Raw genomic sequence first — 16,461 nt, forward strand, 5'->3', positions numbered from 1 at the left:
CCCCCCGGATTGGAATAGACCCTGAAAGATAGGACGGAAATCTCCCAACCATACAGGGGGGTACCCAGCCAGCGGGTCACACAGGCTAACTGGGGCTACGCCCATCTGCAGGAGCGCGTCGACTCGTCTACTCCTCGATGAACTCCGAGCGCCGCCTACATAATAGAGTGCGGGAGCGCCACGTAACCGGGACAAGCCCATCCGCCGTTGCCTCGCCTTCGCTCAACTCAAACTGATCCCAGCATGAGCACCGGCGGGCGGCGGAGTGTTGGCTGGCGGATGGATGAAACCCCGGTACTCACGGGTTTGAGCGGAATTCTTGCTTCCACTGTCCTCACGGACAAGCCGAAGAGGTGGGCCCGGACAATATAGAGAGTGGCCCACAGCGGTCGCGAGGGGTGTGTTCATGGGTCAAGCGATCTGGAAACGCAACAACGTGCGGGTGTTGGGCGAGGGCCGAGACACTCTGATCTTCGCCCACGGCTTCGGTTCCGAGCAGGGGGCATGGCGGCATCAGGTGGCGGCGTTCCAGGATCGCTACCGCATCGTGCTCTTCGATCACGTGGGGTGCGGCCAGTCGGACTTCAACGCCTACAGCCCACATCGCTACCGGAGCATGCACGGCTACGCGGAGGATCTGCTGGAGCTGTGCGAGGAGCTGGACATCCGTCAGAGCCTCTTCGTGGGCCACTCGCTCAGTGGGATGGTGGGGATGCTGGCGGCGCTGGTGGAACCCGAGCGCTTCCGGCGGCTCGTCTTCGTCAAGTCGACGCCCCGGATGCGCAACGACGCCGAGTCTGGCTACGTGGGCGGCTTCGAGCAGGCGGAGATCGACGGGATGCTCGACGCCATGGCCTCCAACTTCTACGCGTGGGCGGGCGGCTTCGCGCCGGTGGCCATGGGCAATCCGGAGCGGCCCGACCTGAGCCAGGAGTTCACCCGCACGCTGAGCGCCATGCGGCCGGACATCGCCCTGGCCATCGCCCGCATCGTCTTCAACTACGATCACCGCGCGGACCTGCCCCGGCTCAAGGTGCCCACGCTCATCCTCCACGCGGGGGAGGATGTCGCCGTGCCCGACACCGTGGGCGAGCACATGGTCCGGCACATTCCCCGCGCGACCCTGTCCACCATCAGCGCGAGCGGACACCTGCCCCACTTGAGCGCGCCCGAGCAGGTGAACCGCGCCCTCGGCTCCTTTCTGTCCGCCACGGCATGAAGCGCTGGCGGCCCGTCGCGCGCGTGCTCCGTCACCCGGATCTCCTGCCCACCTTCCGGGGAATGTTGCTGGGGCTCGCGGCGCTGATCCTCGTGTCCGAACTCGCGCTGGGCGAGGGCCTGACCGTCCGGTGTCTGGCCCCCGTTCTCTTCGTGTTCAGCACCCTGTTGCCCGTGCACTCCTCCTGGTGGTGGGGTGGGGGGACGGTGGGGGTGCTGCTGTTGCCCGTGCTGGTCGGTCCCCAGGGCGAGGGCAGTCTGGTGCTGCTCGTGCTGGGCTTCGCGCTGCTGGGCGGGGTGGGCACGCGCCGCGTCCTGCTCTCCGCGGAGTGGTCGTTGGCCTCGCGCGAGGTGCTCGGCACCCTGCTGTCGTCGGACCGCCACGCGCGTCCCGAGCAGGTGCTGCGCGAGACGCTGGACCTGATACGCGAGGTCACCGGGGCACGCTCCATCGCCGCCCTGCGCCAGCTCGACGAGGTGTCGGCCGAGACGCTCGTGGCCCTGCCCGAGCCGGTGCTCTCCCATGCGCTGAACTCGCCCCGGCTCTTCGCCGATGCCCTCTCGGGGGATCGCTGCCTCTACCATCATGACTACGCCCGGGTGTCCGGCGCCTCGCGCTTCCTGCTGGCCGAGGGGGTGCGCTCGCTCGTGGTGCTGCCGCTGCGCTGGAGCCTCCAGGGCGGCGCGGAGTCCTCCCAGGGCGCCATCCTGCTCACGTGGCACCGCCGCGCGCACCTCCATGCCCACCTGCGCCGCTTCGTGGAAGTGCTCGGGGACGGGCTGCGCACGCTGTTGCGGTTCACGGAAGACAGGTTGCGCTACGAGCGGCTCCAGGCCCGCTACGGCGCCATCCTGGAGACGGTGCCCCAGGGGGTGGTGTTCGTGGAGGCCAGTGGCGAGCAGGGCTGGGTCAACCAGGTGGCGGGCGAGCTGCTCGGCCTGGCTCCGGGGCCCGTGGAGCCGGTGCGGCTGGCCCAGGCCATGGCGGAGCTGCGCGCGCGCACGAGCAACCCCGAGGAGATCGCCGCCAAGGGCGCGCGCCTGTTCACCCAGCCCCAGGCGGACATCCGCGACTGGATCTGGACCTTCCAGGAGCCTCGGGAGCTGGTGCTCCGCGTCTCCAGCACGCCCACCCACGTGCGCGACGTGCCGGGCCGGCTCTGGCTCCTGGATGACATCACCATCGCCTGGCGGGCACGACAGGCGCGGCGCGAGGCCGAGGCGGCGCTGCTCGAGGAGAAGGAGAAGGCGGATCAGCTCCTGCTCAACATCCTCCCCCAGGCGGTCGCCCGGAAGCTCAAGCAGGAGACGCGCACCATCGCCGATGGCTTCGCCGACGCCAGCATCCTCTTCGCGGACCTCGTGGGCTTCACCCACCTGGCCGAGCGCGTCTCGCCCAAGGGGCTCGTCTATCTGCTCAACGAACTCTTCTCCGCGTTCGATCAGCTCACCGAGAAGCACGGGCTGGAGAAGATCAAGACCATTGGGGATGCGTACATGGTGGCCGGAGGGCTGCCCCTTCCCCGGGCGGATCATGTCGGGTCCATCGCGGAGATGGCGTTGGACATGATGGCGTTCCTCGAGGACTTCAACGCCAGGCGCGAGGAGCCGCTGCGCTTGCGGATCGGCATCGACACCGGGCCCGTGGTGGCGGGCGTCATCGGCACCAAGAAGTTCAGCTACGACCTGTGGGGCGACACCGTCAACACGGCCAGCCGCATGGAGTCCCACGGGCTGCCAGGGCGGATCCACGTCACCCACGCCACCTACGAGCGCCTGTGTGACAAGTACCTCTTCACCGAGCGTGGCCGCATCCCCATCAAGGGCAAGGGCGAGATGACCACCTACCTGCTCGAGGGCCGGAAGAACTGAACAGGAGCGCCACGCATGAGGCAGGAACCGATGGAGATGAACCTCGACTGGGTGACGCCCGAGCTCGTGGTGGGAGGCCGCTTCCCGATGGAAGCCGCGGCCCATCTCTCCCAGCGGCTCGGCATCCGTTACGTCGTCGACGTCCGGGTGGAGTGCTGTGATGACGAGCGCGTGCTGCGCGAGCACGGCATCACCCTGCTGCACCTGCCCACGGTGGACATGTGTGCCATCAGCCTGCCGATGATTCGCGACGGGGTGGACTGGGTCCGCGAGCGCCTGGAGCGGGGGGAGAAGGTCTTCATCCACTGCGAGTACGGCATCGGCCGTAGCGCGCTGCTGGCGCTGTGCGTGCTCGTGTCGCGAGGGTACGGCCCGTTGGAGGCGCTCGCGCTGGCCAAGCGACGGCGGCCCAAGGTGTCTCCGAGTCCGGAGCAGCTCGAGGCCTTCATGGCCTTCTCGGAGGAGTGGAGGCGGGCCCATGGCGCCTCCTGGACCGTGCCCGTCTTCGATGCGCTGGCGGCCATCGCCTACAGCCACCCGCGACCCTCCTCGCCGTCACCTGGGTAGGGCTCTCCCGGGAGTCACGCGCATGCTCGTCTATGGAGATCGGCCCCGCTCGCGGGCGCCTGGAGAGGTGCTCGCCGACCTGCGCCGTCAGATGGCCGAGGCCGAGGCCCTGCCCGCTGGCATTCTCTGGCACACGGCGCTGGCCCGGTTGTTGATCGACGCGGGCATGCTCGCCCAGGGGCTCCTGGATGCCAGGTATGAGCAGGAGGGCCACGACGAGCAGGGCCCCGAGCAGGCGCGAGCCCTGGCCCTGCCGCTGGCGGTGGCGCGGGCGCTCTGGGCGTCGCACCGCGGTGGCCATCGCGTCCGGAGCGCGCTGCCCTGGGACGCACTCGAGGCGCTCGAGCGTGCCTCGCTGCCGGACTCGGTCACGCTCAAGACGCCCGAGGGGTATGCCTATTACGCCCTCTATCCCGAGGCGTACATGGAAGCGGCCCGCGGCCTTCCTGGTGGACGCGAGGCGCGCGTCATCGGCATTCGCAGCATCGGCACCAGCCTGGCCTGCGCGGTGGCCGCCGGAGCAGGTGTGAGCCTCGCGCCGATGACCGTGCGGCCCGGCGGACATCCCTTCCAACGCGAGCTGCGCCTGGGCCCCGGCATCGAAGCGGCCCTGCTGCGCTCGGAACGTGGCACCCCCTTCGCCATCGTGGACGAGGGGCCCGGCCTCTCCGGAAGTTCCTTCGGCGCGGTGGCGGATACCCTCGAGCGCTCGGGCGTGCCGGTGGAGCAGCTGCACTTCTTTCCCAGCCACCGGGGCGAGCCCGGCCCCATGGCGAGCGAAGCGCACCGCGTGCGCTGGCGCCGCGCGCACAAACACACGGTCGACTTCGAGCACCTGTTCCTGTCTCCCAGCGAGCCTCGGCACGCGTTGGCCTCGTGGGTGGAGGACCTGTGCGGTGTGCCGCTCGCCCCTCTGGAGGACCTGGGGGGTGGTGGCTGGCGGCGCGAACATTTCTCCCGGGAGGAGGACTGGCCCGCCGTCCATGTCCAACAGGAGCGGCGCAAGTACCTCCTGCGGACCGGGCGGGGCCTCTTCCTGCTCAAGTTCGCGGGATTGGGCAGCCGCGGAGCGCATGGCCTCGAGCGCTCGCGGACGCTCGCCGAGGCGGGGTGGGGGCCCGGGGTGCTGGGGTTGCGGCACGGCTTCCTCGTCCACCGCTGGGAGGCGGAGTCCACGCCGCTCGAGCCCACGGGCTTCGATCGCCGGGAGCTGCTCGAGCGGACCGGTGCCTATCTGGCCTTCCGGGTCCGTCACTTCGCCCGCTCGGGAGGGGGCCACGGCGCGAACCCCGAGCGGCTGCTCGAGATGGGGCGTCACAACACGCGCGAGGCGCTCGGCGAGGAGTGGGCCCGGTCCTGGTCCCGCTGGGAGGAGCAACTCGCGCGCCTGTCGGCTGGGATGAACGTGGTGGAGACGGATGGCCGCATGCATCCCTGGGAATGGCTCGTGCGGCCGGACGGAGTCCTCCTGAAGACGGACGCGGTGGATCATCACGACGCGCACGACCTCATCGGCTGCCAGGACGTGGCATGGGACATCGTGGGCGCCAGTGTCGAGCTGGGCCTCGAGCAGGGCGAGCTGGCCGAGCAGGTGTCACGGCGGGGGCCCCGAGCGGTGAGTGGCGCGCTGCTGCGCTTCTACCTCCCCTGCTACCTGGCCTTCCAATGGGGCCACCATCAGCTCGCCTTCCAGTCCCTGGCCTCGCAGGTGCCCGCGGAGGCCGAGCGCCTTCGCACCGCCGCTCGGCGCTATGCGCGGGCCCTGGAGCGGGAGCTGGCCGCCGGGTGAGCGGGGGAGGGAGGGCACGAATACTCATGTAAAGGACTTTGGGACCCCTGATACAAAAAACCGACGCCCACAGACCCCCGGAAACGTCCTCTCTTTGTCCCCTTGGCGGATGCACTCCAGGCTCTCTAGGGATAGGCGGCGGGACTTGGTGGAGGGTCGCCAGAGGGCCGAGAGGGCACTTCATGATGCCCAGAGGGGACTTGATGGGGCCGAGCGGTCCCCGATGCGCTACCTAGCTGCGCAGGTGGATTACGCGGAGGCGGAGCAGGATGCCGTGGGTGTGCTCCTGTGCGATGCGGAGCCTGATTTTCGGCTTCGGACAGGTGCCCGGAGGCATCTAGTGCACCCTGTAGGTGCCCATAGGTGCCCCGATGGACCTCTGTTCCCTGCTGTCATGATCTCTTGCCGGCGGGCTACGCTACGCCCGTCCGTAGGAGAAACGCGCATGCTTCGTAGTGCTTTCGTAGGCACAATTGCTGGCTCCGTCCTAATTTCCGTCTTCGCCTTCGCCCAATCAAATCATCCCCCTAAGACAGTAGCCTCCTCGCTGTCTTCTGGTCGCTGGCAGGTGGTCAACCCGACTCCGGACATGACCCGGAACACCATGCTGCTCGATACTGCCACCGGCGATAGCTGGGTGCTCTGCATCGTAGATGGCGGCTCAAAGGGCTGGTGCCCACTCCCCAAGGGTAGCTTTCCCGCCATGAGCGAGGAGAAGTCTCAGTAAGAAACGTGGATCTACCTTCACTGAGCCCTCTATTGGGGTCCCCTGGTGAGTCTCTACTGGGCCCCTCTGGTGCACCCCATGTTGTCTTCAGGGCTTCCCCTGGAGGAAAGAAAACCAGCACTCACCAGGAGTCCACCCACAAGGGGCTTTGAACCGGTGGGGCTGGTTTATGGCCAGCTCTGGACGGTCCCCGGCATCGACGAGGTCTGGGGGGGTGGGGATGCGGCCGGCCATTATGGGCCGCTTACACCCAGGCCGTGTTGCCGGATGGTCGAAAGTACCTGGTATTCATCGTGCTGGGGGACCGGGACGGGCGTATCGCGGTGGAGGATGGCTTCCAAGCCGGGGCCTTCATCCTCAACTGGAACGTGCCGGTGCGCGCCGTCTGGCGGTGGCCCTGAGCGCCGAGAAGCAGTCAGCTACATGCTGACAAATTCGCAGTCCTTTACCAAGACGTTCATCGTCAGGCTGTCGACTCGCCTATGGGTGGTGGCGCGCGCCCCCCTGGCGCGAGGGTCCGCTTTCTTCGAGTGCCCCTCGTCGAAGAAGCACTGCACCTGGGGAATTGCCAACTGGCAGCTAGTGCCCACTGCCACGTAGATGCTGCCCATGATGCCTCGCTTAAAATCATTTCTAGTAGGAGGCTATTCGGGTGTTTTGCCCGAGGGTCAGCTTGCTAGGAATGAGCACTACCGAAACTGCTCTGAACTCGGGAGGCACCCGTCAATGCCGCTACCTCTCTGCACCAGCCCTCCACCCGCAGCTGAGCCCCTACTCGATTTTATAAGTTCACGACTCGGCTGCTCGTACACCTAGTCGATAGCCGTTGAGGAAATAATAGGAGTATCCCGGTAGCGGAATAGCTAGTCCAGCAGCCCCCAGGTCTATCGCCTTCCAGTCGTCGAACTTCTGGCCGTCGTAGGTGCACTTAGCGGCTGCTACCACTCCTTTGGAGTAATGTTTTACGGCACTTAGCACATCCCCGGCCTGAACGTTCTGTGTTTGGATCTTGCCGGAGGCAATCTGGGTGATATGAGGGATCGATTTCTTTGCCGTGTCGAACCAGTCGGGTTGGACCTCCGCCTTTACCCACGCAGGAAACGAGCCACACTCGTAAAGAGCAAGGTCAAGTTCTGCTTGGCAGCGGAAGATCAACTTTCTAAGCCAATTCAGATGAAGCCCGTTCGGAACAAGTACCTCGGCACAACGACGACGGGGCTTTTCGTGGTCGCCCTGTGTGTGGGCCCCTCTGCTATATATGTCGGCAAAGGGAAGCCCATTGAACCAGTTGTCGTCGGCCAACTGCGCATCTGTGTAATGAGAGCCCATGTTGCCGTTACTCACCCGGACATTGGGTAGCGTCAGCACATCAGGTGGAAACACCAAGTACACAGGACGGGGTATTTCGGGGTATGAGTTTTGGAACCTCTTTGGCCCCTCCGTCGAGTAAGCATATGGGGTGGCGGGCGCAAAGTAGAGGCGAGCGCAGTCATGCACCCATTCTGGGGCCCGGCCGTTAACCTGTGCCGACGCGCAATCGCGCTTGATGATACTCTGCCGCTCCGCTTCATTGCGGGAGTAAAGCATACCTGTGCTCAGGATTGAGCCAAGGTTGTCGGCGTCCGTGAAAAAGCAAAAGTTCCCGGCATGGCGGAATTGCTGACGCAGTTCTGCGAACTTCGTGTCCAGGAATGACTTGCTAACTGGCATTTATGACAAACTCCGCAGGTATCAGTGCCTCAACCATCCCTCGGTGCGAAGCCAGCTAAGGCATTTTCTGACTTGGTCCGCACTGTATGGCTTGGACCTACGCCGTTTCCACTCAAGCACGTCCGCGATGATTTCGTCCTCGCTCGTTTTCTCGCGTGCGACCATTAGGGTTGTAGCGGCGAGCTCCGCTTGGTCATTCGTGAACTTGGAAAAAACCAGGGCCAGCTTTTCAATAACAGCCTGATACTTCTCCAGGGTTGGACTTAGACGTTCAGCATAGGCGACAAGGGCAGGACCAGGTGCATATGCGAATGCGCCCTGCGAGCCGACCTGTCTTTCCGAAAGTAGTCCGTTGTTCACCATGTGACGAATCAGTCGAGTCCATTCGTCAGAGTAGGGTCCGTATGTAGCTCTAACGTACTTCACAGGCACTGGGATCCCAGCAATCTGCGCAAAATAGGCCATCTTTTGCAGGAGGATTCGGCCAATCCGTACCTGCGGATTTTTTTGGAGGATGCTTTTTAGTGCAACAACGATAGCAACAGCTTCAGGGGCAGATGTCTGCGCCGCGCGGTGAAGATCGGCCTGTTCTACTCCCTTTCTCAAAATGGCTGCTTGTAAGTCGTCCGCAGAAACTCCACTCGGAACATACAAATCAACGGGCACGCCCAATTTCTCAAAGTTGTCGTAGAGAATGGGACCGATTACAGCCCATTCCAGGCCGCCAGCCCCACATCCAAGTGGAGGCGCTGCCAGCGACTCAATCCCCCACACGCCTACATGGCGGGTGAGATAGTCCAATCCAGCCCGAATGTCCGCGAGATTAGAAACCGAGCGCCAATGCCCCTTTGTTGGGAACAAGACGAAGGACGGGGGAACAAGGCGGCGCACGTACATAGGTCGGCCAAGGCGCATTTCACCGGCCTTGCAGAGACGAGCGTACTCCTCGTACATGTCGGGGTAGCGCTTCTTGGCTTCTAGCGCGATACCCTTTCCCATCACCCCAACGCAGTTTACGGTGATGACAAGGGCCTGAGCGTTCGAGGTAAAAAGATCCCCGGACTTTAGGATGACCGCTCGCCCCCTCGGCTCAGTAGCCTTGTGATGTTCGTGTGTTTCGGTCTCCACGTTCAAGGTTCCTAGCATATCCGTTCGGAAAACGCGCAAAAGTTGCCCAAATTGAGCGCACCGAATATTCAATAACCGTGCCAGTGGCCACATCACGGCGTGCGTATCATCTATCCGGTGAGCACGTAGACGCAAAAACCGGTTCTGGTTTGAGCCTGCTTGCTCCTGACTGGCTACCCCTTGACGGCCCTATGGTCCTCCGTCCATCGTGGCCCGAAGAAGGTGTCCGATGCCCTCAAGGAGGCGATAGTAGAGGTACATTGGCACCGGGCCGAATGCCTTGAAGTCAGCGACTTCCGCTCCACCTGCTTGTTCGGCCCCTGCACAAGTAGCGCGAGGAACCCATACGAGAGGTAGACGAGTCGAACCATCCGCTTCAGCCTCGTCCACGTTGAGGGTGCGCACGTCCTCCAAGTCGAAGCCCTGCTTCAGGAAGCGGTTGCTCTCCTCCACGCTCCAACGCTCCAGGTAGATGAGCATTACCCCCGTGATGATCTCCGGTATGGGATCTCGGAAAGGTCCGGGCCGGGCGGTCAGCCATAGTTCGAGGTCCATGCGGACCTGCCGCTAGACGCAACTGGCATCGCGGCGGCAGCGGAGCAGAGGGCGCACGCGCATTCTGGGGGCACGCGACGCCGTTCAACGCGACTGTGGAGATTTCGCGGCAGACGCGTCATCTGGTGCGCAAGCCGGGAGTTTCGCCACGGGGGCTGCCAGCGCTCAAACTCCGTGAGGACATTCGCTCGCCTGAGATTTCGCATCGGCTGGGGTCGCTGAACTATTGGTCGGACGCTGCCGCACGGGCCATCGGCTTCCTGAACCGCGTCCGAGACGCGGACCTGCTCTCGCGCTCACGGCGCACCGCGATGGGCGGGTGAGTGGTCCGGCTCATGGAGGTATCACTCGATCCCGACAATCCCGCGCACCTGGACGCGCTCCTGCGGGTCTACAAGCGCTTCCCGGAGATTGGCGGCCGCTCCTCCCCTTGAGGTTGAGGCCAGCACGGCTCGCCTTCCATTCCCGGTTTCGCGGGTCCGCTTGGAGGGCGAGCACCTTCGCGCCGCCGCTCAGCGCTATGCGCGGGTCCTGGAGCGGGAGTTGGCCGCCGGGTGAGCGGGGGAGAGAGGGCGGACGCCGAGGCCCGCCTCCCCCGGGTGCGCGGACCTACCTTTCCTGGAGGAAGGAGGCCGCTTATGGATCGCACGACGGAGATTCCCCCTCAAGGGTGGTTCAACTACTTCGCGGGCTTGAGCAGGCGGGCGCTGAGCCACCCGGTCCGGGTGGAAGTGGAGAGCATGGAGATGGGCGCTCAGGAACTGGTTCACGCGCTGCCCCTGTTAGGCATCGACGTGGAGCCCAGGGGCTCGGAGCTGGGGTCCATCGAGTTCACCCTGGGAGATGAACACCAGGACTTCCTGCACCGCATCGCCCGGCCCGTGCAGGTCTACCTCAAGATCGATGACAACGGAGACCTCGACTGCCTCGCCATCGAGGACCGCAGTGGAACCAGGACCCTGCTCTTCTTCGAGGAGGGGGGCGTCTCCGCCTGGGTCCATCCGAGCATCCAGGAAGCGGAGCCGCCCGTGTTGGGCCTGTAAGCGCTCCTCCTCACCGTCTGCGCATGTGCCGGGCCAGGTTCTTGACTCGCCGGAGAGCGCCCGCACAGTGCGGCGCGTGTTCTGGCGAGGGTGGAGGGTAGTCAGTGTCGCGGCGGCCTTGATGTTGGCCTCGTGTGTGTCCGTACGCGGTCGGCCGGCGCCGGTGGAGGTGGGCCCGCTCGACGTGGCCCAGGACTACCTGCGGGCCTGGGGCGAGGGAGACCTCGCCGCCATGCGGCGCGCGGTGGTCGAGCCGCCGGCCGATCTCGAGGCGCAACACCAGCGCTTCCGGGACGATCTGCGCATCATCACGTCCCGCTTCGAGCTCGGCCGTGTCGAGCGCGAGGAGGACAGCGCCCGGGTCACCTTCCGTGCCCTGCACGTCCTGCGCGGGCTGGGCGAGTGGGAGGTGGACGGCGTGCTGCACTTCGTGCGCCGGGAGGGTCGCTGGTGGGTGCGCTGGTCTCCGGCGGTGCTGCACCCCGAGGCACGCGAGGGGGACCGTTTCTCGCGCACGAGGACGCGTCCCGCGCGGGCCCGTCTGCTCGATGGGCGGGGGCATCCCCTCACCGGCGAGGGCGAGGTCATCACCATTGGCGTCGAGCCCCGGCGCATCCAGAGCCGCGCGGCCGTCGCCTCGGCGCTCCAGGTGCTGCTGGGCGTGGATCCGGCGCGGTTGGACAAGACGCTGAACGCGCCGGGCGTGTCCCCCGAGCACTTCGTGCCCATCATCGACGTGCGGCCCGCGCTCTACCAGCAGGTGCGTCCGGCGCTGGCGCCCGTGCCGGGCATCTTCTTCCGCCGCAAGAGCGCCTGGCTCACCCCGGAGGAGGGCTTCGCGGCGCACACGCTGGGCCGGGTGGGGGAGGTGACGGCCGAGCTGCTCGAACGGTTGGGGCCGGTCTACCAGCCGGGAGACACCGTGGGCCTGTCGGGACTGGAGCTGGCCCATGAGCCGCGGCTCGCGGGGCTGCCGTCCGGAGAGGTGCGCCTCACCCGTCCGTCCGGAGAGGTGCGCGTCCTCGGCCGCTTCGCGGGAGCGCCCGGTACGCCGGTGCGGACCACGCTCTTGCCCGAGGTGCAGTCCGCCGCGGAGGCCGCGCTCGACGGAGTGGCCCAACCCGCGGCGCTCGTCGCGGTGGACACGCGCACGGGCGCCATCCTGGCCCTCGTCAGCCGGCCGCTCGAGCAGCCGTTGAATCGCGCGCTCACCGGCCGCTATCCGCCCGGCTCGACGTTCAAGGTCGTCACGTCGGAAGCGCTGCTCGCCCGGGGCCTGGGCGTGGACGCCGCGGTGCCGTGCCCGCCCACGGCGAGCGTGGGGGGCAAGGCGTTTCGCAACTTCGAGGGCGAGGCGTTCGGCAACTCCCGCCTGCGTCAGGTCTTCGCCCACTCCTGCAACACGGCCTTCGTGACACTGGCCGCGGGGCTCGGCACGGGCGCGCTCGAGGACGCGGCGCACCGCTTCGGCTTCGACGTGGCGTACAACGTGGGGCTGCCCTCTCCCGGTGCGTCGTTCCCCATGCCCCGGGATGATGCCGAGCGGGCGGCGGCCGCCATCGGCCAGGGCCGCGTCCTGGCCACGCCGCTGCACATGGCCTCGGTGGCCGCGGCGGCCGAGTCGGGCAGGTGGCGCTCGCCCTATCTCCTCACCGAGCTGTCGGGAGGCCCCAGTGCTCCGCTCGCACCGGGAACCCGCGCGCCCTTGCAGGCGCTGATGCGGGCCGTGGTCACCGAGGGCTCGGGCCGGTCGGCCGTGGGTGTGACGGGGCTCGCCGGCAAGACGGGCACCGCCGAGTTCGGCACCGGCACGCCCCTGCCCACGCACGCGTGGTTCATCGGCTTTCGCCAGGGCATTGCCTTCGCCGTGCTGGTGGAGGGGGGCGGCGTGGGGGGCCGGGTCGCCGTGCCCATCGCCGCGAGGTTCGCCGCGGCGTTGTGAGCGCCGCTCAGCTCCAGGTGCGCTGCTGGTTGCGCGCGTTCTTCTCGCGGAACGCCTGCTCCAGGTCCACGCCCGTCCGGTTGGCGATGGCCACCAGGTAGTTGAAGACGTCCACCAGCTCCTCGGCGAGGTGGGCCTTGGCCTCCTCGGCCGGGGTGCTCTTCCCCTCGTCGTAGTACTTGTTGTAGCGGCGCACCGCCTTGAACAGCTCGCCCACTTCCTCGCCCATGAGGAAGCAGTTGTGCACCAGGTCCACCTTCAGCCATCCATGCAGCGTCTCGAGCTCGTGGATGTAGCGCTGGTAGTCCTTCATCGTCGCGCCTTCGGGGAGTGAGATCATGCCGTCCTTCCTCGCTGGCGGCCCCGCGGGCTGTCAACCCTGGGGCGTGCGGTTCTTCGAGCGGCGTGTCAGCCAGTTGCGCAGGAAGGCCTTCACCGCCGGGTGTGGGGACTCGCGCACCACGTCTGGTGGGCCCGACGCGACGACGAGTCCCTCGTGCATGATGGCGAGGCTGTCGGCCATGCCGAAGGCGGACGCCACGTCCGGGGTGATGACGAGCGAGGTCGCCCCGAGCTGCTGCTTGCCGGTGACGATGATCTCGTTGACGGCGGCGGTGGTGAGCGGATCCAGACCGGCCGTGGGATCGTCGTACAGGAGGATCTTCGGCTGGAGGATGGTGGCGCGCGCGAAGCCCACGCGCTTCTGCATGCCGCCGGACAGCTCGCCGGGGAAGCGCTGGGCCGCGTGGGACAGGCCCACCTTGGCCAGCGTCTCGTTCACCGTCTTGAGGATCTCCTCCTCGGGCATGCGGGTGCGCTCGCGCAGCGGGAAGGCCACGTTGTCGAAGACGTTGAGCGAGTCGAAGAGGGCATTGGCCTGGAAGAGGATGCCCTGCTTGCGGCGCATCTGCTCGAGCGTGGCCTCGTCCATCTTCGCCACCTCCTGGCCCTCCACGAGCACCATGCCCCGGTCTGGCCGCAACAGGCCCATGATGTGCTTCATCAGCACCGACTTGCCCGAGCCGGACATCCCCATCAGCACGCAGGTGGTGCCCTCGGGGACCACGAGGTCCACGCCTCGCAGGGCCTGATGGTCGCCGAAGGACTTGTGGAGCTCCCTCACCTCGATGGCCAGCTTGCGTACTGGCCCGCCGCTCGTGTCACTCATCTCCCGCGAGCATAGCGCACGGACGCCGGGGGGTCCCCGTCCGCGCTACTCGGAGGCTTTGTGGAGCTCCTCGAGGCATTGCACCACCAGGGCCGTCCAGCCCGTCTGGTGCGTGGCGCCCAATCCCCGGCCGGTGTCTCCGTGGAAGTACTCGTGGAAGAGCACCAGGTCGCGCCAGTCGGGGTTGTCGGTGAAGCGCTTGTCGTCTCCGTGGCAGGGGCGGCGGCCCGAGGCGTCCGGGAGGAAGAGCCGGCTGAGCCGCGCGGACAGCTCTCGCGCCACCTGCGCCAGCGTCATCATCCGCCCCGAGCCCGTGGGGCACTCCACCTGGAAGCTCTCGCCATAGAAGTGGTGGTAGCGCTCGAGCGCCTCGATGAGCAGGTAGTTGAGGGGGAACCACACCGGGCCGCGCCAGTTGGAGTTGCCGCCGAACATCCCGCTGTCGGACTCGCCGGGCACGTAGGCCACCCGGTACTCCTCGCCCCGCACGTCGAACACGAGCGGCTCGGTGGCGTGCACGCGCGAGAGCGAGCGGATGCCGTACTCCGAGAGGAACTCCTCGGGATCCAGCACCCGCCGCAGCACCCGCAGGAGCCGCTCGCGCGAGGGAATGGCCAGCAGCCGGTGCCCGTGCAGACACCCCTTGCCGTCCGGCTTGGAGAGGTAGGAGGTATTGCGGGACAGGTCCGCGCGGTTCTCCAGGAACCAGCGCAGGCGCTTGGAGAAGCCGGGCAGCCGCTCGAGGCGCCGGTCCTCGAGGATCTCCGCGGCGAACAGCGGCACCAGTCCCACCATGGAGCGCACCCGCAGGGGCGTGGCATGGCCCTCCAGGAGCAGCTCGTCGTAATAGAAGCCGTCCTGCTCGTCCCACAGGCCCGTGCCGCCCAGGTTGTTCATCGCGTCCACGATGGCCACGAAGTGCTCGAAGAACTTGGAGGCGATGTCCTCGTAGGCGGGATCGTCCTGCGCCAGCTCCAGCGCCATGGCCAGCAGGGTGGTGCAGAAGAAGGCCATCCACGCCGTGCCGTCCGCCTGATCCAGCCGTCCGCCGGTGGGCAGGGGTTTGGAGCGGTCGAACACCCCGATGTTGTCCAGCCCGAGGAAGCCACCCGCGAAGAGGTTCTTCCCGTCGGCGTCCTTGCGGTTCACCCACCAGGTGAAGTTGAGCAGCAGCTTGTGGAAGGTGCGCTTGAGGAAGGCCGTGTCTTTCTTCCCGTGAGACGCCGTCATCTTGTACACGCTCCAGCAGGCCCAGGCGTGCACGGGCGGGTTCACGTCGGACAGCTCGAACTCGTACGCGGGGAGCTGACCGTTGGGGTGCATGAACCACTCGCGCAGGAAGAGCACGAGCTGCTCCTTGGCGAAGGTGGGGTCCACGCGCGCGAAGGGAATCATGTGGAAGGCGAGATCCCACGCCGCGTACCAGGGGTACTCCCACTTGTCCGGCACCGAGATGATGTCCCGGTTGTACAGGTGCCCCCAGTCCCGGTTGCGCCCCTGGAGGCGCGAGGGGGGCGGCGTCGGCTGGGCGGGGTCCCCCTCCATCCAGGGCTTCACCGCGTAGTGGTAGAACTGCTTGGTCCACATGAGGCCCGCGTAGGCCTGCCGGGCCACGCGCCGCTCCTCCGGGGCGAGCGTGCGCGGCAGCCGGGAGTCATAGAACTCGTCCGCCTCGGCGATGCGCTGGGCGAACAAGGTGTCAAAGGACTCGCCGAAGAGCTGGGCGGGGGCGTCCGCTTCGGAGAAGAGCCGCAGCCGGAGCACGACCCGGCCTCCCGGGGGCAGCTCCAGCACGTGGTGGAAGGCGGCCTTGGTGCCCGTGCCGGCCGTGTTGACGGCCTCGCGGCGTCCCTGGACCACGGCGTCGTGGAACGCGTCCTTCACATGGGGCACCGTGTTGGGCACGCCGAAGAGCCGCTCGCGGTTCGTCTCGTTCTGGGTGAAGAGCAGCGGCGGGGCGGGGTGGCCCTCGGCCTTCTCGGCGTGCCATTGGAAGCGTCCCAGGGAGGCGTGCTCGGCGACGAGCGCGTGGGTGCTCAGCGCGGTCATGTGGGGCCGGGGCCAGTAGCCCTCGCCGTCGCGGCCCCAGTCCCACGTGTTGCGGAACCAGAGCGTGGGCAGCACGTGCAGGCGCGCCGTCTCGGGCCCCGCGTTGGTGAGGGTGAGCCGGATGAGCAGATCGTCCGGGCCCGCCTTGGCGTACTCGGCGCGCACGTCGAAGTAGCGGCGCTCCTCGAAGACGCCCGTGTCGGCCAGCTCGAACTCGGGGGCACCGCGGCCCCGGCGCTGGTTCTCCTCGATGAGCCGCTCATAGGGGAAGGCGGCCTGGGGGTACTTGTAGAGCGCCTCGAGGTACGAGTGGGTGGGGGTGGAGTCGAGGTAGAAGTACTCCTCCTTCACGTCCTCGCCGTGGTTGCCCTGGGGGCCGGTGAGGCCGAAGAGGCGCTCCTTGAGGAGGGCGTCCTTCTCGTTCCACAGCGCCACGGCGAAGCACAGCCGACACTCGCGGTCCGTGATGCCGAGCAGGCCGTCCTCGCCCCAGCGGTAGGCGCGGCTGCGCGCGTGCGCGTGGGGGAAGTCCGTCCAGCTCGTGCCCCCGGGTGAATAGTCCTCGCGCACGGTGCCCCACTGGCGCTCGGCGAGGTAGGGCCCCCACCGCTTCCAGTTGTGATCCCTCCGCTCGTCTTCCGCCAACCGGCGCGCCTCGGCACCGAGTCCCCGGCTCTGTGACATGACCGCTCC

General features: G+C 66.9%; 13 protein-coding genes and 1 pseudogene. 8 read left to right on the forward strand and 6 right to left on the reverse strand.

The window, feature by feature from the left end:
• The first annotated feature begins 406 nt into the window (after positions 1-406).
• From D187_RS30160 to D187_RS57210, 5 genes are all read left to right on the forward strand, one after another.
• Positions 407-1,219, forward strand: coding sequence for an alpha/beta fold hydrolase (locus tag D187_RS30160; protein ID WP_043432112.1), 813 nt, complete (start codon positions 407-409; stop codon positions 1,217-1,219).
• Positions 1,216-3,090, forward strand: coding sequence for an adenylate/guanylate cyclase domain-containing protein (locus tag D187_RS57205; RefSeq protein WP_002624811.1), 1,875 nt, complete (start codon positions 1,216-1,218; stop codon positions 3,088-3,090). The genes D187_RS30160 and D187_RS57205 overlap by 4 nt, the downstream gene beginning before the upstream one ends.
• A gap of 15 nt (positions 3,091-3,105) precedes the next feature.
• On the forward strand, positions 3,106-3,657 hold the full coding sequence (locus tag D187_RS30175) for a protein-tyrosine phosphatase family protein (RefSeq protein ID WP_020918377.1): 552 nt from the start codon (positions 3,106-3,108) through the stop codon (positions 3,655-3,657).
• A gap of 22 nt (positions 3,658-3,679) precedes the next feature.
• On the forward strand, positions 3,680-5,446 hold the full coding sequence (locus tag D187_RS30180) for a hypothetical protein (protein WP_002624809.1): 1,767 nt from the start codon (positions 3,680-3,682) through the stop codon (positions 5,444-5,446).
• A gap of 987 nt (positions 5,447-6,433) precedes the next feature.
• Positions 6,434-6,574, forward strand: a complete 141-nt coding sequence (locus D187_RS57210; RefSeq protein ID WP_211241585.1) for a hypothetical protein — start codon at positions 6,434-6,436, stop codon at positions 6,572-6,574.
• 388 nt (positions 6,575-6,962) lie between these two features.
• Here the strand turns inward: D187_RS57210 and D187_RS52780 are convergent, their stop codons facing one another.
• The 3 genes from D187_RS52780 to D187_RS30195 form a co-directional block, all read right to left on the reverse strand.
• Positions 6,963-7,883, reverse strand: a complete 921-nt coding sequence (locus D187_RS52780; RefSeq protein ID WP_076606252.1) for a DarT ssDNA thymidine ADP-ribosyltransferase family protein — start codon at positions 7,881-7,883, stop codon at positions 6,963-6,965.
• Between the two features lie 21 nt (positions 7,884-7,904).
• Positions 7,905-9,011, reverse strand: a complete 1,107-nt coding sequence (locus D187_RS52785; protein WP_076606253.1) for a macro domain-containing protein — start codon at positions 9,009-9,011, stop codon at positions 7,905-7,907.
• 189 nt (positions 9,012-9,200) lie between these two features.
• Positions 9,201-9,491: a hypothetical protein gene (locus tag D187_RS30195; protein ID WP_002624807.1), complete on the reverse strand. Its 291-nt coding sequence runs from the start codon at positions 9,489-9,491 to the stop codon at positions 9,201-9,203.
• Between the two features lie 170 nt (positions 9,492-9,661).
• Here D187_RS30195 and D187_RS30200 point away from each other — a divergent pair.
• The 3 genes and pseudogenes from D187_RS30200 to D187_RS30210 all read left to right on the forward strand — a co-directional run bounded on the left by D187_RS30200 (position 9,662) and on the right by D187_RS30210 (position 12,551).
• Positions 9,662-10,000: pseudogene (locus D187_RS30200) on the forward strand (DUF5953 family protein).
• 204 nt (positions 10,001-10,204) lie between these two features.
• Positions 10,205-10,609: a DUF5335 family protein gene (locus tag D187_RS30205; protein WP_002624806.1), complete on the forward strand. Its 405-nt coding sequence runs from the start codon at positions 10,205-10,207 to the stop codon at positions 10,607-10,609.
• A 121-nt stretch (positions 10,610-10,730) separates the two neighbouring features.
• Positions 10,731-12,551 carry a penicillin-binding transpeptidase domain-containing protein gene (locus D187_RS30210; protein WP_081713919.1) on the forward strand — a complete coding sequence of 607 codons (1,821 nt, stop codon included), beginning with the start codon at positions 10,731-10,733 and terminating at the stop codon, positions 12,549-12,551.
• A gap of 7 nt (positions 12,552-12,558) precedes the next feature.
• Here the strand turns inward: D187_RS30210 and D187_RS30215 are convergent, their stop codons facing one another.
• The 3 genes from D187_RS30215 to D187_RS30225 are packed head-to-tail and all read right to left on the reverse strand — an operon-like array spanning position 12,559 to position 16,452.
• Positions 12,559-12,891 (reverse strand): MazG nucleotide pyrophosphohydrolase domain-containing protein, encoded by a 333-nt coding sequence (locus tag D187_RS30215; protein WP_002624804.1) that lies wholly within the window; start codon positions 12,889-12,891, stop codon positions 12,559-12,561.
• A 33-nt stretch (positions 12,892-12,924) separates the two neighbouring features.
• Entirely contained in the window at positions 12,925-13,719 is a 795-nt protein-coding gene (locus D187_RS30220) for an ABC transporter ATP-binding protein (RefSeq protein ID WP_002624803.1), read from the reverse strand.
• A 45-nt stretch (positions 13,720-13,764) separates the two neighbouring features.
• Positions 13,765-16,452 (reverse strand): MGH1-like glycoside hydrolase domain-containing protein, encoded by a 2,688-nt coding sequence (locus D187_RS30225; protein WP_002624802.1) that lies wholly within the window; start codon positions 16,450-16,452, stop codon positions 13,765-13,767.
• Between the last annotated feature and the right edge of the window lie 9 nt (positions 16,453-16,461).

This window comes from Cystobacter fuscus DSM 2262 (assembly GCF_000335475.2).
Classification (GTDB): Bacteria; Myxococcota; Myxococcia; order Myxococcales; family Myxococcaceae; genus Cystobacter; species Cystobacter fuscus.